Here is a 15,615-nt window from a genome sequence, read left to right on the forward strand (position 1 = left end):
AAGGTAATCCACACGAAGGAGTGAAATTGAAATGAAACGCTTTTTGATTAGCGTAGTCTGCCTATCGTTGCTTCAATTCGGACTACCACTCAAGAGTTCAGCTGCCGTTTCCGTCACTCGTCACACGGTCATCTGGTCCATCCCAGAGGCCAACTCCATTTCAACGAAGATCAATCAGCTGGCAAACAGACAGATGAAACGTGTCTATCTGCATGTCGCTGTCGAGGGTGACCGTACTCTCTACCGAACGTTCGTTGAAAAAGCGCATGCTGTCGGCATCGAAGTCTACTTCCTATTCGGACAGCCGCGCTGGATTACAAACGAAGGAACGACGGCTCGACCGAACGTCGAGGATCCGTTAGCCTGGATCTCGACCTATCAACAGGAGACGATCAGTCATCCGGACGGCATCAGTGTCGATCTCGAACCGTACGCCTTACCGGAATGGGAGACGGACCAGCCAGGAGTCATCGCCTCCTACGAACGCATCTTACTCGCCTTCCGCGAAAAAGCATCCGCTGAAGGATTACCGCTGCAACTGTTCCTCCCGTTCTGGTTCCATACCGTACAGGATGCAGGTGGGCGTTCCATCAGCGAATGGGCGATGGATCTCGCTGACGAAGTCACATTGATGAGTTACCGGACCGTTTACGGTGGCGGCAACGGACTTGGCGCCATCACGATGACGGATGCATTGTATGCGGCGAGTAACGGATATCGTTTATCGTATGCGATCGAATTCACGGAGCTTCCGGAAACACCAGACATTACGTTCTACGGCAAAACACGGACGCAGCTAAATCAGCTCGTTAATCAGACGATGGCAAGTTCGTTGCCACCAAGTGCCATTGTCTATCACGATTTTGAAGCGTACCAGGCTTTCATGCGTAGTACGCAGTAAGTCATCTTTATGCCCCTTTGCTTTTCATCCGCTTTCCTCAGGCGAGACACAAGCCAGTCTTCACTGTTCGTATAACAGTGAACCTGGGTCTTGTTTGTCTCTGACAGCGCAAAAATTTGCGCTTTTTCCTGTAGGAGTCGGATGAAGCACAAGGAGGCACATAATCATTTAGTACCATGACATTATGGACTAAGCATTATGTTTAAAACAAGGGGAGTCCAGTTTCCGATACGTACTTCGGAAACCGGACTCCCTATTGGTTTGATTCATATCGAACGAACTTGTCCATTCTCGACTCCTGCAGGAAAAGAAAGTGCAAGCAGCACTTTCGTCAGGGATAGGTAAGACCCGACAACTCGCATGAAATGCGCGCTGTCGCGGCTTACCTCCCGCCTGTGGAAAGCGAGAAGGACAAGACGGTCGTTATAGGAATGAATTTTTACGAAAAATCGTATCCTTTACGCTGACACGCTCTTACTTCCCAAGATTGTCGAGCATGATCCCTGTACCGCGTGCGACACATAACATCGGATCTTCTGCAATCAGAACCGGTAGGCCGAGTTCTTTTGCAAGTAACTGGTCGATTCCGTCAAGAAGTGCGCCCCCACCCGTCAGGATGATGCCACGGTCGATGATGTCTGCTGCAAGCTCTGGTGGTGTCTTCTCGAGCACACGCTTCGTTGCTTCGACGATCTCCATCGCTGCTTCTGCAAGTGCATCATGCATCTCTTCTGATGTCACCGTAATGTTGTGCGGTAAGCCTGTCACGAGATTACGTCCGCGAATATCCATCTGTTCACGACGTCCGTCTTCTGAGACCGTCGCGACCGTCGTCTTGACGGCTTGCGCTGTTCGTTCCCCGATGATCAACTTATGCGTATCCTTGATCGAGCGGATGATGTCGTGATCAAACCGGTCACCTGCGACTTTGATCGTTTCACCACAAACGATATCACCCATTGAAAGGACGGCAACATCCGTCGTTCCGCCACCGATATCAATGACCATGTGCCCTGCTGGCATCCAAATGTCCATACCGGCACCGACTGCTGCGACCTTCGGCTCGACTTCGAGGAAGACCGTCTTCGCGCCTGATTTTTCACCAGCTTGGCGAATCGCTTTTGCTTCGACCGTCGTGATGCTTGCTGGTGTACAAATCAACATGCGGACTCCACCGAACATCTTACGGACCTCAATCTTATCGATGAAATGGCGTAGCATCGCTTCTGTCATTTCGAAATCAGCAATGACGCCGTCTTGAAGCGGTCGAATGGCCACAATGTTTCCCGGTGTTCGGCCCACCATCAAGTGTGCTTCTGTCCCTACCGCATGAATCTTGCCTGTCGCCTTATCGATCGCGACGACCGATGGCTCATCGAGGACAATGCCTCTACCTTTTACATGAATGACGACATTCGCCGTCCCTAAGTCGATTCCGATATCTCTTGAAAACATCTCGTGTGCTCTCCTTTACCCACTGGCTATTCTTCCAAAATATAGAACGTCGTTTGGACGTCTAACCCATTTATGTATACATACCTTTCAATTCTAGCATATGCCCCATCGTGAAACGACTTTCTTTTTCGGCTTTTCTGATTTCATTGTCATCTTTTTAAAAAGAAGACAAAAAGAGCATTCCCCCGAAATCGAGAGAATGCTCTTGAATGAGTGCTTAAAGTTTTGTTGCAGCTGTTTCTTCAACAACTGCTGCTTCTTCTGTCACACGTTCTACGTCTGCACCAAGTGCTTGTAACTTCAAGTGGAAGTCGACGTATCCACGGTCGATGTGGTGAAGTGCGCCAACGCGCGTTTCGCCTTCAGCGATCAATCCTGCTGTGACGAGTGCCGCACCTGAGCGAAGGTCTGTTGAGAGCACTTCTGCACCTTGTAATTGAACGCCACCATTGATGATCGATGAACGACCTTCGATTTTAATGTCAGCGTTCATGCGACGGAATTCTTCGACGTGCATGAAGCGGTTCTCGAAAACAGTTTCCGTGATGACCGATGTGCCACCTGCTTTGAGAACAAGCGCCATCATTTGTGCTTGAACGTCTGTCGGGAACCCTGGGTGTGGCATCGTCTTGACGTCGACTGCTTCGAGTTTCGCTGGACCAACGACACGGAGACCTTCTTCTGTATCCGTGATCTTAACGCCCATTTCTTCCATCTTCGAGATGAGTGGACGAAGGTGTTCGCGCTCTGCACCGATGACTTCGACGTCACCTTCTGTGATTGCTGCTGCGATCATGAACGTACCTGCTTCAATCCGGTCCGGAATGACGTAGTGTGTTGCACCATGTAACTTCTCGACGCCTTCGATGCGGATCGTTTCTGTACCTGCACCGCGGACTTTTGCGCCCATTGCGTTCAAGAAGTTCGCAAGATCAACGATTTCTGGTTCTTTTGCGACGTTCTCGATGACTGTCGTTCCTTCTGCGAGTGTCGCAGCCATCATGATGTTTTCTGTCGCACCGACTGATGGGAAGTCGAGGTAGATTTTCGCACCTTTGAGACGACCGTCGACATGTGCTTCAACGAATCCGTTTCCGATGATCGTCTTCGCGCCCATCGCTTCGAAACCTTTTAGGTGAAGATCGATTGGACGTGAACCAATCGCACAGCCACCTGGCATCGCAACACGTGCGCGACCGAGACGTGCAAGTAATGGACCCATGACGAGGATCGAAGCCCGCATCTTACGGACGTATTCGAGTGGCGCTTCATCTTTAAGATTCGGTTCGGCATTGACCGTCACCGTATTTGCTTCAGCGTCGAACTCGACTTCCGCATTCAAGTTGCGTAAGACGTTATTGATTGTATAGACGTCTGCTAGACGTGGTACGTTTTGAAGAACCGATTGGCCCTCTGATGCAAGCAATGTCGCGACGAGTGTTTTTAAGACCGCGTTCTTTGCACCTTCTACTTTGACTGTTCCAGCTAATTTACGTCCGCCACGGACAACGATTTTTTCCATTCTCCCTACTCCTCTGCTTCGTTTCTGTTCTAGTATGTTCAATTCGTGATTGGTGAGGATCATAGTTGGAATTCAACGAATGTTAGAAAAGAAACTTCCCTATAGTTGATCTCTTACTCCAAAGCCAATACGACGTTTCGATTGTAATGTTAGATGATTGCTAAATGACTGTGTTCCTTCATTGAAAGAGCAGTGTCCTGTTCCATGTTAAAACAAATTACCATTTCAGGGTTTACAATGCAGTTACAAGTTCACCCAATTAAAAACTGAAGACGCTGTGCAAAACCGGCATAATCCAATAAAAAGCGAGCGACGATCGATCCGAGCGCAATGGCTAGAATCGTTCGCAAGGCTACCGCATGCGGTCCTTTAGGATGTTGCAGGATTTTCTCCCATTTGACTGGTAATAAGGACCACCAAGCGAGTAGAATCGCTACGATGTAGACCAGCATACTAACTAACGCACTCACACCAATAGATGTCACTTTCGTTGCACCTCTTCTTCATAGTTTCTCCAACTTTACTATGATTTCATAAAATGAATGATTGCGCAAACAAAAAAGAACACGCTGAATTAATTTTAGCGTATAAAATATATTTATTGAAGATAAATTTAGTCTTCCAAAGAAAAAATGTTGAAGAAATTGTGAAGACGAGGCATATAATGTACTTTTACATTTTTACGGCGTTTTAAACCTGTATCGTTCTCCCTCTTGCGAAAACGTTTGTCTTTAGAAAAATCATTGACGTATCGTACAAAAAAAGACCCGATTCCGCAAAGGAATTCGGGTCTTTGGTCGAATCAATCGCGACCGTAGTCTTTCAAGCTGAGACGGTTAACTGCTCGTTTCAGTGAAAGTTCAGCACGCTTGAATTCGAGTTCTGATAATTTCGTGTCCTGGAGACGACGTTCTGCACGAACCTTCGCAGCTGCAGCACGGTCATAGTCGACCTTGTCTGCTTGCTCCGCAGTTTCCGCAAGAACCGTTACAGTATCCTGGCGCACTTCCATAAAGCCACCGCTGATAGCGATCAACGTGCGTCCGCCATCTTCGTGGCGCAACTTCAAGATGCTGATATCGAGTGGTGTCACGAGTGGGACGTGGTGCGGGAGAACCCCGATCTCACCAGAAATCGTCTTCGCAACGACCATACGGATATCGCCATCATACACTTCGCCATCCGGGGTGACGATATTGACATGAAGTGTGTTCATCTCAAGTCCCCCTTATGCTTTGTCACTTAGACAAGCGCCTTCGCTTTTTCAATCGCATCTTCGATCGGACCGACGAGACGGAATGCTTCTTCCGTTAGATCATCGTGTTTACCTTCGAGGATTTCTTTGAAGCCGCGGATCGTGTCCTTAACTGGGACGTACGATCCTTTTTGTCCTGTGAACTGCTCAGCTACGTGGAAGTTCTGCGACAAGAAGAACTGGATACGACGCGCACGGTGTACAGTCAATTTGTCGTCTTCTGACAACTCGTCCATACCGAGGATCGCGATGATATCTTGAAGTTCTTTATAACGCTGAAGTGTTTCCTGAACTTGACGTGCAACACCGTAGTGCTCTTCGCCGACGATTTCCGGTGAAAGGGCGCGCGATGTCGATGCAAGTGGATCCACGGCAGGATAGATCCCCATCTCAGAGAGACGGCGCTCAAGGTTCGTCGTTGCATCTAAGTGAGCAAACGTCGTTGCAGGAGCCGGGTCAGTATAGTCATCGGCTGGTACATAAACCGCTTGGATCGATGTAACCGAACCTTTGTTTGTTGATGTGATTCGCTCTTGGAGCATACCCATCTCTGTTGCGAGTGTCGGCTGGTAACCAACGGCAGATGGCATACGACCGAGAAGGGCCGATACCTCAGAACCCGCTTGTGTGTAACGGAAGATGTTATCAACGAAGAGAAGAACGTCTTGTCCTTGCTCATCACGGAAGTATTCTGCCATCGTCAAACCAGTCAAGGCAACACGGAGACGTGCACCCGGTGGTTCGTTCATCTGACCGAAGACCATCGCTGTTTGTTTGATAACGCCTGAATCCGTCATCTCGTGGAACAAGTCATTTCCTTCACGCGTCCGCTCACCAACACCTGCGAATACCGAGATACCGCTGTGCTCTTGCGCGATGTTGTTGATCAATTCCTGGATGAGGACGGTCTTACCTACACCGGCACCACCGAAGAGACCGATCTTACCACCCTTGATGTAAGGAGCGAGCAAGTCGACGACTTTGATTCCAGTCTCGAGGATTTCAACTTTCGTTGAAAGGTTATCGAAAGTCGGTGCTTTTTTGTGGATTGGAAGACGTTCCACGTCAGCAGCGATTTCTTTTTCATCAATTGGGTTACCGAGTACGTTGAAGACGCGACCAAGTGTCGCTTCTCCGACGGGTACCGAGATTGGAGCATTCGTATCGAGTACTTCCATTCCACGGCGTACTCCATCCGTAGAGTCCATCGCAATGGTACGGACGACGTCGTCACCAAGGTGCAGGGCGACCTCAAGCGTCAAGTCGATAGCCACTTCTTCTACAGTTTGCGGCGTATATTGAATACGAAGCGCGTTGTAGATGTTCGGTAAGTGTCCTTCGAACTTAACGTCGATGACAGGTCCCATGACCGCGACGACGCGGCCTTTTAAACCGAGTTCGTTCATCGTGTTTCCTCCTACCTATCGTTACGCCAGTCGGGATTACTGCTGCGCAGCAGCCCCACTGACGATCTCTGTGATTTCTTGCGTGATCGCAGCTTGTCGAGCTCGGTTGTAGACGAGAGTCAATCGACCGATCAAGTCATCTGCGTTATCTGTCGCACTTTGCATTGCTGTCATACGTGACGCATGTTCTGCTACTTTCGCGTCAAGAAGCGCACCGAAGATCAAGCTCTCCGCGTAACGCGGGAGGAGTTCAGCAAGGATTTGTTCCTCGCTTGGCTCGTACTCATAAGTCGTCGAAGACGAAGCTTCGATTTCTCCGAGTGGGAGAAGGGTTTCGACTTTCACTTCCTGGCTGATGACAGATAAGAAGTGGTTGTAGCACAGCTTGAGCTCGTCGATTTCGCCGACCGTGAACGCACTCACTGTGCGCTTCACGATTTCAGCGACGTCGACATACGAAGGAGAATCGTTCAAGCCTGTGATCGCATCCGTGACCGTGATTCCGCGTGAACGGAAGAACTGGACACCGACTTTACCGACCACGAAGAGAACGTAACTGTCCGTAGTATGCTTTTCTTTGATTTCCCGGTAGACTTCACGCAGCACGTTGGCGTTATATGCACCAGCTAAGCCGCGATCCGATGTGATGACGATATATCCTGTCTTTTTGACGGGACGTTTCTCGAGCATCGGATGGCTCGCACCTGTCGTGCCATTCGCAATGGTTCCGAGTACCTCTTGCATTTTCAGCATGTAAGGTTGGAACTTCGCGCTATGTGCTTGAGCGCGGTTCAGTTTCGACGCCGAAACCATGTTCATCGCTTTCGTGATCTGTTTCGTACTTTTCGTCGAGTTGATCCGCGTTTGTATCTCGCGCAACGATGCCATTTCGATTCACCACCTTGTTAGTATCAAGAGCGTTCCGCCGGATTAAACCGTCGCTTGGAACGTTTTCTTAAATTCTGAGATTGCTGCTACGATCTCTTCGTCTGCTGGAAGGTTACCTGTCTTACGGATCTCATCGCAAAGTTGTTTGCGGTTTTGATCGAGCCAGAGGTTGAGTTCCTTTTCAAAACGACGAATATCCGTTACAGCAACATCATCAAGGTGACCACGAGTCAAGGCATAGATGATGATGACTTGCTTATCGACAGTAAGTGGTTGGTTCAAGTCTTGTTTCAAGACTTCAACTGTCCGCTCACCACGGTTAAGCTTCGACTGAGTCGCTTTATCAAGGTCAGATCCGAACTGAGCGAATGCTTCAAGCTCACGGTAAGATGCGAGGTCAAGACGGAGCGTACCCGCTACCTTCTTCATCGCTTTTACTTGAGCCGAACCACCTACACGCGATACCGAGAGACCCGGGTTGATCGCGGGACGGACACCTGAGAAGAAGAGATCCGATTGAAGGAAGATTTGACCATCCGTGATCGAAATAACGTTCGTCGGGATATAAGCTGAGATATCCGACGCTTGTGTTTCGATGAACGGAAGGGCAGTCAAGCTACCTGCGCCAAGCTCGTCGTTCAACTTCGCCGCACGCTCAAGAAGGCGTGAGTGGAGGTAGAAGACATCCCCTGGGTAAGCTTCGCGGCCTGGTGGGCGTTTCAAGAGAAGCGAAAGCTCACGGTAAGCAGCTGCTTGTTTTGAAAGATCATCATAGATGACAAGAACGTGTTTGCCTTGGTCCATGAAGTGTTCACCCATCGCGACACCTGCGAATGGTGCGAGGTAAAGAAGTGGAGCCGGCTGTGAAGCCGCTGCCGAAACGACGATCGTGTAATCGAGGGCACCGTTTTTACGGAGCGTCTCGACGACGCCACGGACTGTTGATTCTTTTTGTCCGATTGCGACGTAGATACAGATCATGTTTTCTTCTTTTTGGTTGATGATCGTATCGATTGCGATCGACGTCTTACCCGTCTGACGGTCACCGATGATCAACTCACGCTGTCCACGACCGATTGGAACGAGGGCATCGATTGCCTTGATTCCTGTCTGAAGTGGTTCGTGTACCGATTTACGCGCCATGACGCCAGACGCCTTACGCTCGATCGGGTTGTAGTGTTCTGTTTCGATTGGACCAAGACCATCGATTGGCATACCGAGTGGGTTGACGACACGTCCGAGAAGTGCGTCTCCAGTTGGTACTTCCATGATGCGGCCCGTACGGCGAACAGAGTCGCCTTCTTTGATTTCAAGGTAGTCACCGAGGATGATGATACCGACGTTGCCTTCTTCTAAGTTTTGCGCCAAGCCCATTGTGCCGTTAGCGAATTCTACGAGCTCTCCCGACATGACGTTGTCGAGTCCGTGTGCACGAGCGATACCATCACCGATTTGGATGACCGTACCTGTCTCGTTCACTTCCATCGTAGAACCGTACTGCGCGATACGCGCTTTAAGCAGGGCGCTGATTTCTTCAGCTCTAATGCTCATGCGTTTCACCCCTATTTTCTTACGCTTTTAACAGCTCACGCTCAAGGCGCGTTAGTTTAGTTTCGATCGTACCGTCATATGTCGTGTAACCGATTTGAACGCGAAGTCCTCCGATGACACTCGTGTCGACGACGTTCTCGACTTCAAGCGTTTTACCTGATTTTTGGCCAAACGTCTCTTTCACTTTCGTGAGTTCCTCGTCTGACAATTTGTATGCACTCGTGACGATTGCCGTCGCGACATTGCGGTGTTCATTCAACAATGCAATGAAGTGTTCCGGTAACGTGACGATTTCTGCCGCCCGGTCGTTTTCGACCATGACGAGCAACGTGTTCAAGACGATCGAGTTGAAGCCAGTGAAGCTTGTTTGAAGAACTTGCTTGAGCTCTTCAGCAGAAATCGATGGGTTATCTAAAACCGAAGCGAGCTCTGGTGTTGCGTGGAGCACTTCGCCGAGCGTCCGCACATCAGCTTCTGCTTGCTCGAGCACCTGGTGCTCAAGCGCAAGATCGAAGAGCGCTTTTGCGTAGCGTCCCGCTACGTGATCACGCATTAGTTCGCGCCCTTAGTATCAGCAAGGAATTGATCGACGAGTGCCTTTTGAGCGGCTTCGTCCGTCGCAAGCTGTGTTTTCATGACGTGGCGTGCTGCAGCGATTGCTTGAAGAGCGACATCGTTCTTCAAAGCAGCTTGTGCTTCAGCGCGTTCACGTTCGATCGCACGGCGAGCTTCTTCCTTACTCATTTCGGATTCAAGACGTGCCTGCTCCATCGCACGTGCTTGCTCTGCTTCTGCCTGACGGCGTGATGCTTCTAAAAGGTCGCGTGCTTCCGTACGCGCCTTGTTTAATTCTTCGCGTTGTTGTTCTACGTAGACTTCAGCGTCTTTACGACTCTTTTCAGCCGAGTTGATCTCGCTAGCCACATGCTCTTCCCGCGCTTTCATCATGTTGACGAGCGGGCCCCATGCGAATTTCTTCAAGAGGATGAGGAGCAAGAGGAAAACGACGATCGTGACGATCATGTTGGCGATAAGAGGTTGATTTGATTCCGCTACTCCTTCAGCCGCAAGATACGTTAGATTCATTCGATTACACTCCCCTCGTGGTTGGTTCAACTTCAATATCTACATAAGGGAGCCTAAGCTCCCGTGACGGTTCACTCAAACGTTGAACGAATAGCGCCCTATGTAGTCCGTTCTCGTTAATCGTGGATTAAGAGTTGAGAAGAAGGAAACCGACCGCTACACCGATGATTGGAAGTGCCTCAACAAGACCGATACCGATGAACATTGTTTGACGAAGTTCGTTTTTGAGTTCTGGCTGACGTGCTTGACCTAATACTGTACCGTTTACGATAAGACCGTTACCGATACCTGCGCCGAGTGCGCCGAGTCCGATGATGATCGCTGTTGCAATAAGATTCATGATAAATTGCCTCCCTAGAGTATGTTCATTGATTTGTCGTGCTGTTATCGGAAAAGCGGATGCTTTACCTTCGAATTAATGGTCGTGCGCTGCCTTATGTCCGATGTAAACCATCGTCAGGATAAGGAAGATGTACGCTTGGATACCACCGATGAAGAGTGAGAATCCTTGCCAGATCAACATCGGGATACCCGAGATGATCGCGCCGATTGGTCCGAGGAATTGGAAATCGTTCGTACCAGAGACGATACCGATCGAAAGAATGATTCCGATCATGATTTCACCAGCGAAGATGTTTCCGTAAAGACGAAGACCGAGCGTCAACGTGTTTGCAAACTCCTCGATGATGGTAATGATAAACATCGGCGTCATGAATGTTTTCGCATAAGCACCGAAGCCTCGCATCTTCACACCGTAGTAATGGCTCATGACCACTACCATAGATGAAAGTGCCAGTGTCACGTAAGGATCTGCAGTTGGTGAGTTGAACCAAATGTAGTGTCCCGTCACGACGTTGAATGGGAGACCCATGATGTTGGATACAAGGATGAACAGGAATAATGTCATTCCGAACGTAAGGAAGCGACCCCCTGTTTTCCAGTCCATCGTGCTGCTGATGATACCGCGAACGAATTCGAGGAACATCTCCATCACGTTTTGAGCACCGGTTGGCTTCATCACAAGACGTCGCGTACCGGCCACGGCAATCAAGAAGACGAGAGCAGCAGCAATCAATACTGTGATCAAGTTCGTCCAGCTACCGTACAGAACGAAGTCACCCCAGAGTGGGATTTCGTAAAGTGGCATTTCGTGGTTCATTTGACTATTCACCTCTTTTCCCGCTTGAGTTCGTGAGTCAAGAACTCACAAAATTGTATGACGTGGCCGGCGAGAAGGCCTATTACCACCGCAGTTAATGACAATTCAGTTTGATATTTCAAACCGATCATCACACAAAGTACCGCGACCGCCATGCGTGAAACGGTCCCACGAGACATCGGCTTACGCCCCGTCTCGATTACACGATACATCCGATCGACGCTGAGTCGTTGAAGCGTCAAGATCAGAAAGCTGCCAGTCCCACCAAGCGCCAGTCCATAAATGACCGGTTCACTCGGGCGTCCGATGAGCAGCAGGACAGCCAGGATCCCGTAAAAGAGTCCAAACCATCGTAAGTACGCACGATACAACGCATCTTGAAGGATGATGTTCATGTCTTCTCCCCTAACAAGTGCCTGATCATGGCGATCATGCAAAGAATGCCGATGAAAATCCCGATGAACACGGCGAACGTCGCACCCATTTTTTCCCACCATTGTTGTTGTTCCCCATAGTTCCCAACCAAAAAGCCAATGACGATCGGTGCAGCCAGTGCCGTCGAAATTTGCGAGGCCATGACCATACTCTTTGCGAGCCCACTTTGGCGCACTAGAGACGACCCCCTTTTTTCCCAATTGTGAGTTCTTTTTCTTTCCCACAATTTGCGGATTTTCATACTAGTCAAGAATACAATGAAGCAGCTTTCATAGTCAAATGAATTCACAATAAAAACAGAGCCGAAAAACCTATACATATCAACGATTGATAAGGTTTTCACAGATGTCTTACATGCAAGTCATTTCACGAAGATGTGAAGAAAATATGTAGTGCTATCAACGGTTAAAGAGATTGTTCATATGGTGAACAAAACCGTTGAACAGTAACGTTATATCGTGCCCGTTAAACCGAAACAAGACCTCTAAAATTGATTTGTGTCGATTTTGTGAAAAAACATTTTTCGTTCACAATTGAAAACGCTTCCGAATCAGGACATAAAAACAGCTCTGACATCTGTTTGTAACAATACATTTCAGCGATTTCCATTTTTTTAATCGTGCGCTACGTCACAGCTTGAATCGTCATCGCTTCCCTTCCAGTTTCAAGGTCATCTGGTTTTACATTTTCTAAACAAATGGGCTGATTTTAGTGAAAATGGTAAGATTTAAAGATATTATCCTCCTAAATCAACTATTGCGATTACACGAAATTCAAGACATAACAAAGAATCGCTCACATCACGCGACTCCTACAGGAAAAAGCACGAGTTTTCGTGCTGTCAGAGACAAGTGAGATCCGACTCCTCGTCTAAAGACGAAGGAGGCGCGGCTCACGTCTCGCCTGAGGAAAGCAAGTGAATGCAAGCGATTCGAGGATGATCGTTTTTTATTGCGTGAGTAACGGTGCCGGTGCTTCTCCTTGACCGAAGTGATGCAGGATCGCTTGGACGATGCGTTCGGACGCGTGACCGTCTCCATACGGGTTTGAAGCATGCGCCATCTCCTGATAAAGTGTTTTGTTCGTCAAGAGTTCTGTTGCCATCTGATAGATCGTCTCTTCTTCCGTTCCGGCAAGCTTCAACGTTCCGGCAGTAATCCCTTCCGGACGTTCCGTCGTATCGCGTAAGACAAGAACAGGAACACCGAGTGATGGTGCTTCTTCTTGTACGCCACCCGAGTCAGTTAAGATCAAATGGGCACGGCTCGCGAAGTTATGAAAATCGAAGACGTCGAGTGGAGCAATCAACGAAATCCGATCATGCCCTTCAAAAACCTTCTTCGCTGCTTCTTGAACGACTGGATTGAGGTGGACCGGATAGACGACGTGCGTCTCCGGGAACGCATCGACGAGGCGACGAATCGCCCGGAACATTTGGTGCATTTTCTCGCCTTGGTTCTCACGACGGTGCGCTGTCATCAAGATCAACTTCCGGTCCCCGACCGTCTCGAGCATCGGGTGGACGTAATCCGATTGGACGGTCGTTTGCAGGGCATCGATCGCCGTGTTCCCTGTGACGTAGACACCGGCGTGACGATTTTCGGATGCGAGATTCGCTGCCGCTTGCGCTGTCGGAGCGAAATGTAAGTCCGCGAGCGTCGACGTCAACTGACGATTGACCTCTTCCGGGAAGGGTGAATACTTATTATAGGTCCGCAGTCCCGCCTCGACGTGACCGACCGCGATCTGATTGTAATAGGCAGCCAGGCTTCCAACGAACGTCGTCGTCGTGTCCCCATGGACGAGGACGAGATCCGGTTTGATGTCCTTCATGATGGCATCAAGTCCTTCAAGACCACGCGTCGTAATGTCGACGAGTGTTTGACGTTGCTTCATGATATTCAAATCATGATCCGGTTCGATCTCAAACAGATCGAGCACTTGATCGAGCATCTCGCGGTGTTGGGCAGTGATCGTAACATGAACATCAAAAGCAGGGTGTTGCTTTAGGGCGTTGACGAGCGGTGCCATCTTGATGGCTTCCGGTCGTGTCCCAAAAATCGGCATGACTGTAATCGGCATGGTGACTTCCTCCTTTTTTCCTTTTTTCATTAAAGCATATTTCAGCAATCTTGCGCAGTTTACGAAATAGCAACGAAAAGACCGCAGATCATCATCGTCTGCGGTCTTTTCGTATATCTTGCTGTCTTTTTACTTCGTTCCGAAGAGACGGTCTCCTGCATCACCGAGTCCTGGGACGATGTATCCGTGGTCGTTCAACTTCTCGTCGAGTGCCGCGAGATAGATGTCGACGTCTGGGTGTTCTTCTTGAACGCGTTTAACGCCTTCAGGTGCTGCACAGAGACATGCGAGCTTGATGCTCTTCGCCCCTTGTTTCTTTAAGGAGGAGATGGCGTCTGCCGCCGAACCACCTGTCGCAAGCATCGGGTCAACGACGACGAAATCACGTTCTGCGACGTCTGTTGGGAGCTTGAGGTAGTATTCCGTTGGCTCGAGTGTCTCCGGATCACGGTACAAACCGATGTGACCGACTTTGACGTTCGGCATCATGCGGAGCATGCCGTCGACCATACCGAGACCGGCGCGGAGAATCGGGACGATCCCGAGTTTCTTGCCTTCGATCATCTTCTGCGTCGTCTTCGTGACCGGTGTCTCGATCGCGACATCTGTGAGTGGAAGGTCACGTGTGATTTCATATGCCATCAATGAAGCCACCTCGTCGACAAGTTCCCGGAATTGTTTCGTTCCTGTTTCGACTTTACGCATGATCGTCATCTTGTGCTGAATCAATGGGTGATCAAATACATGTACTTTACTCATTGTTTGCATCTCCTCTCCATTCTCTTTTCGCATTGTACTCTATAAGCGTACTGCTTGGGAACTGTTTTTTCGTCAGTTCCCGAGCGTACTCTTACCCGATAGAATCGCTTTTGCCGCATAAGACCATTCATTTTCCGGTTGTTTCGCGAGTTCTTGTAAGGTCGCTCGGTAGTCGCCTTTTTTATATTTTTGTTCATAAACGGCTTGCATCCAGAGGACATCACTTATGTAACCGGACTTCGGAAAATCTTCCCGATAGGCGATGTAATCCGCTTGTGTCGTGTTCTTCAACTTTCCGGCCGCAATCAACTTATAAAAGCGGGCCATGCCTGCCGTCTCTTTGTTCGTCAAGACGGATCCGGTCAAGGCACTGTCTGCTCGCTTGTAGTCCTTCGCCTGAACGGCAGCGACCCCTTGCTCGAGTGCTTCTTTCGCAGACACTTTCGGCTTCTGCGTTTCCGTTTTTGTTTCCTTCTTCTCTGGCTTGATCGCTTTCTCTCTCTCTTGCTCACTTGCCAACTGTTCGTTTTTTTCTTTTAACTGTTCGACTTCTGTTTGCAGCGCTGCGAGTTGTTGCTCGACCTCTGTCTGTTTCGTCGCGACCGGTGTTGCCGGTTCATCGTCCAACTGTGTCCAGATTAGACCGAGACAAACGACAGCTACAGCTCCACCGAGCCACCACGGATTTAGTTTTCCGAGTCGCTTCCAGTTTTTCAGCTGTGGATGATTCTGAACGGTCATAGGAAACGATGCTAGCCGTTTCTGAACAAGACGTTTCCCGCCTGCTTTTCCTGCGATCGCTAGGCGGTAACGATAAACCTCTGCCGGCATCGGTAACGTCTTCCACTGTTCAAACCGAGCATCCGCTTGTTCATAAAATCCGGCCTGTTGCATGATGACGATTGCTTTGAAATCTTCGAGCATCCGTTGATATTCCCGGCGCTCGTGGCTTTTATGTGTAAACCATTCCGTTAGTCGTTCAGTCTGAATGGCTTGTAATTCGCTTTGAATCAAGGTTGTTAAATTCACATTTATTTCCACCCTTATCTTTTTTTACTACGGTTAAGTATATCAAAGATAACGCTTCCGCAAATGGTCCGTTTCCCCTATCTTCGT

The 15,615-nt window shown here is 49.2% G+C and carries 17 protein-coding genes; 1 reads left to right on the plus strand and 16 read right to left on the minus strand.

Annotated elements, in window-relative coordinates:
* Positions 1–31: 31 nt before the first annotated feature.
* Positions 32–901, plus strand: a complete 870-nt coding sequence (locus tag B3S86_RS12065; RefSeq protein ID WP_290752947.1) for a hypothetical protein — start codon at positions 32–34, stop codon at positions 899–901.
* Positions 902–1,375: 474 nt separating this feature from the next.
* Here the strand turns inward: B3S86_RS12065 and mreB are convergent, their stop codons facing one another.
* The 16 genes from mreB to B3S86_RS12145 form a co-directional block, all read right to left on the minus strand.
* On the minus strand, positions 1,376–2,356 hold the full coding sequence (gene mreB / locus B3S86_RS12070) for a rod shape-determining protein MreB (protein WP_050676945.1): 981 nt from the start codon (positions 2,354–2,356) through the stop codon (positions 1,376–1,378).
* 217 nt (positions 2,357–2,573) lie between these two features.
* On the minus strand, positions 2,574–3,878 hold the full coding sequence (gene murA / locus B3S86_RS12075) for a UDP-N-acetylglucosamine 1-carboxyvinyltransferase (protein WP_290752951.1): 1,305 nt from the start codon (positions 3,876–3,878) through the stop codon (positions 2,574–2,576).
* A gap of 251 nt (positions 3,879–4,129) precedes the next feature.
* Positions 4,130–4,363 carry a DUF1146 family protein gene (locus B3S86_RS12080; protein WP_029342736.1) on the minus strand — a complete coding sequence of 78 codons (234 nt, stop codon included), beginning with the start codon at positions 4,361–4,363 and terminating at the stop codon, positions 4,130–4,132.
* Positions 4,364–4,680: 317 nt separating this feature from the next.
* Positions 4,681–5,094 (minus strand): F0F1 ATP synthase subunit epsilon, encoded by a 414-nt coding sequence (locus B3S86_RS12085; RefSeq protein WP_023469493.1) that lies wholly within the window; start codon positions 5,092–5,094, stop codon positions 4,681–4,683.
* Between the two features lie 26 nt (positions 5,095–5,120).
* Entirely contained in the window at positions 5,121–6,539 is a 1,419-nt protein-coding gene (atpD, locus tag B3S86_RS12090) for a F0F1 ATP synthase subunit beta (protein ID WP_023469494.1), read from the minus strand.
* 36 nt (positions 6,540–6,575) lie between these two features.
* Positions 6,576–7,427: an ATP synthase F1 subunit gamma gene (atpG, locus tag B3S86_RS12095; RefSeq protein ID WP_035410620.1), complete on the minus strand. Its 852-nt coding sequence runs from the start codon at positions 7,425–7,427 to the stop codon at positions 6,576–6,578.
* Between the two features lie 42 nt (positions 7,428–7,469).
* A complete protein-coding gene (gene atpA, locus B3S86_RS12100; protein WP_023469496.1) occupies positions 7,470–8,978 on the minus strand; it encodes a F0F1 ATP synthase subunit alpha in 1,509 nt (502 codons plus the stop codon).
* A gap of 19 nt (positions 8,979–8,997) precedes the next feature.
* Positions 8,998–9,531 carry a F0F1 ATP synthase subunit delta gene (locus B3S86_RS12105; RefSeq protein ID WP_290752958.1) on the minus strand — a complete coding sequence of 178 codons (534 nt, stop codon included), beginning with the start codon at positions 9,529–9,531 and terminating at the stop codon, positions 8,998–9,000.
* Complete coding sequence (atpF, locus tag B3S86_RS12110; RefSeq protein WP_290752961.1) at positions 9,531–10,064, minus strand: F0F1 ATP synthase subunit B; 534 nt, start codon at positions 10,062–10,064, stop codon at positions 9,531–9,533. Before atpF ends, B3S86_RS12105 begins: the two co-directional genes overlap by 1 nt.
* A 127-nt stretch (positions 10,065–10,191) precedes the next feature.
* Positions 10,192–10,404 carry a F0F1 ATP synthase subunit C gene (atpE, locus tag B3S86_RS12115; RefSeq protein ID WP_023469499.1) on the minus strand — a complete coding sequence of 71 codons (213 nt, stop codon included), beginning with the start codon at positions 10,402–10,404 and terminating at the stop codon, positions 10,192–10,194.
* A gap of 75 nt (positions 10,405–10,479) precedes the next feature.
* Positions 10,480–11,223 carry a F0F1 ATP synthase subunit A gene (gene atpB / locus B3S86_RS12120; RefSeq protein WP_035410629.1) on the minus strand — a complete coding sequence of 248 codons (744 nt, stop codon included), beginning with the start codon at positions 11,221–11,223 and terminating at the stop codon, positions 10,480–10,482.
* An 8-nt stretch (positions 11,224–11,231) separates the two neighbouring features.
* Positions 11,232–11,618 carry an ATP synthase subunit I gene (locus B3S86_RS12125; RefSeq protein WP_290752966.1) on the minus strand — a complete coding sequence of 129 codons (387 nt, stop codon included), beginning with the start codon at positions 11,616–11,618 and terminating at the stop codon, positions 11,232–11,234.
* Complete coding sequence (locus tag B3S86_RS12130; protein ID WP_023469502.1) at positions 11,615–11,833, minus strand: AtpZ/AtpI family protein; 219 nt, start codon at positions 11,831–11,833, stop codon at positions 11,615–11,617. The genes B3S86_RS12125 and B3S86_RS12130 overlap by 4 nt, the downstream gene beginning before the upstream one ends.
* A 773-nt stretch (positions 11,834–12,606) precedes the next feature.
* Positions 12,607–13,740 carry a non-hydrolyzing UDP-N-acetylglucosamine 2-epimerase gene (gene wecB / locus B3S86_RS12135; RefSeq protein ID WP_290752969.1) on the minus strand — a complete coding sequence of 378 codons (1,134 nt, stop codon included), beginning with the start codon at positions 13,738–13,740 and terminating at the stop codon, positions 12,607–12,609.
* A 129-nt stretch (positions 13,741–13,869) separates the two neighbouring features.
* A complete protein-coding gene (gene upp / locus B3S86_RS12140; RefSeq protein ID WP_023469504.1) occupies positions 13,870–14,499 on the minus strand; it encodes a uracil phosphoribosyltransferase in 630 nt (209 codons plus the stop codon).
* Between the two features lie 72 nt (positions 14,500–14,571).
* Positions 14,572–15,528, minus strand: a complete 957-nt coding sequence (locus B3S86_RS12145) for a hypothetical protein (RefSeq protein ID WP_290752972.1) — start codon at positions 15,526–15,528, stop codon at positions 14,572–14,574.
* Between the last annotated feature and the right edge of the window lie 87 nt (positions 15,529–15,615).

Source organism: Exiguobacterium sp. UBA3968 (genome assembly GCF_002385115.1).
Classification (GTDB): Bacteria; Bacillota; Bacilli; order Exiguobacteriales; family Exiguobacteriaceae; genus Exiguobacterium_A.

Excerpts from the sequence above, each read along its gene's own strand:
- B3S86_RS12065 (WP_290752947.1), top strand. The coding sequence starts at position 32 with ATGAAACGCTTTTTGATTAGCGTAGTCTGCCTATCGTTGCTTCAATTC.
- mreB (WP_050676945.1), bottom strand. The coding sequence starts at position 2,356 with ATGTTTTCAAGAGATATCGGAATCGACTTAGGGACGGCGAATGTCGTC.
- murA (WP_290752951.1), bottom strand. The coding sequence starts at position 3,878 with ATGGAAAAAATCGTTGTCCGTGGCGGACGTAAATTAGCTGGAACAGTC.
- B3S86_RS12085 (WP_023469493.1), bottom strand. The coding sequence starts at position 5,094 with ATGAACACACTTCATGTCAATATCGTCACCCCGGATGGCGAAGTGTAT.
- atpD (WP_023469494.1), bottom strand. The coding sequence starts at position 6,539 with ATGAACGAACTCGGTTTAAAAGGCCGCGTCGTCGCGGTCATGGGACCT.
- atpG (WP_035410620.1), bottom strand. The coding sequence starts at position 7,427 with ATGGCATCGTTGCGCGAGATACAAACGCGGATCAACTCGACGAAAAGT.
- atpA (WP_023469496.1), bottom strand. The coding sequence starts at position 8,978 with ATGAGCATTAGAGCTGAAGAAATCAGCGCCCTGCTTAAAGCGCGTATC.
- B3S86_RS12105 (WP_290752958.1), bottom strand. The coding sequence starts at position 9,531 with ATGCGTGATCACGTAGCGGGACGCTACGCAAAAGCGCTCTTCGATCTT.
- atpF (WP_290752961.1), bottom strand. The coding sequence starts at position 10,064 with ATGAATCTAACGTATCTTGCGGCTGAAGGAGTAGCGGAATCAAATCAA.
- atpE (WP_023469499.1), bottom strand. The coding sequence starts at position 10,404 with ATGAATCTTATTGCAACAGCGATCATCATCGGACTCGGCGCACTCGGC.
- atpB (WP_035410629.1), bottom strand. The coding sequence starts at position 11,223 with ATGAACCACGAAATGCCACTTTACGAAATCCCACTCTGGGGTGACTTC.
- B3S86_RS12125 (WP_290752966.1), bottom strand. The coding sequence starts at position 11,618 with ATGAACATCATCCTTCAAGATGCGTTGTATCGTGCGTACTTACGATGG.
- wecB (WP_290752969.1), bottom strand. The coding sequence starts at position 13,740 with ATGCCGATTACAGTCATGCCGATTTTTGGGACACGACCGGAAGCCATC.
- upp (WP_023469504.1), bottom strand. The coding sequence starts at position 14,499 with ATGAGTAAAGTACATGTATTTGATCACCCATTGATTCAGCACAAGATG.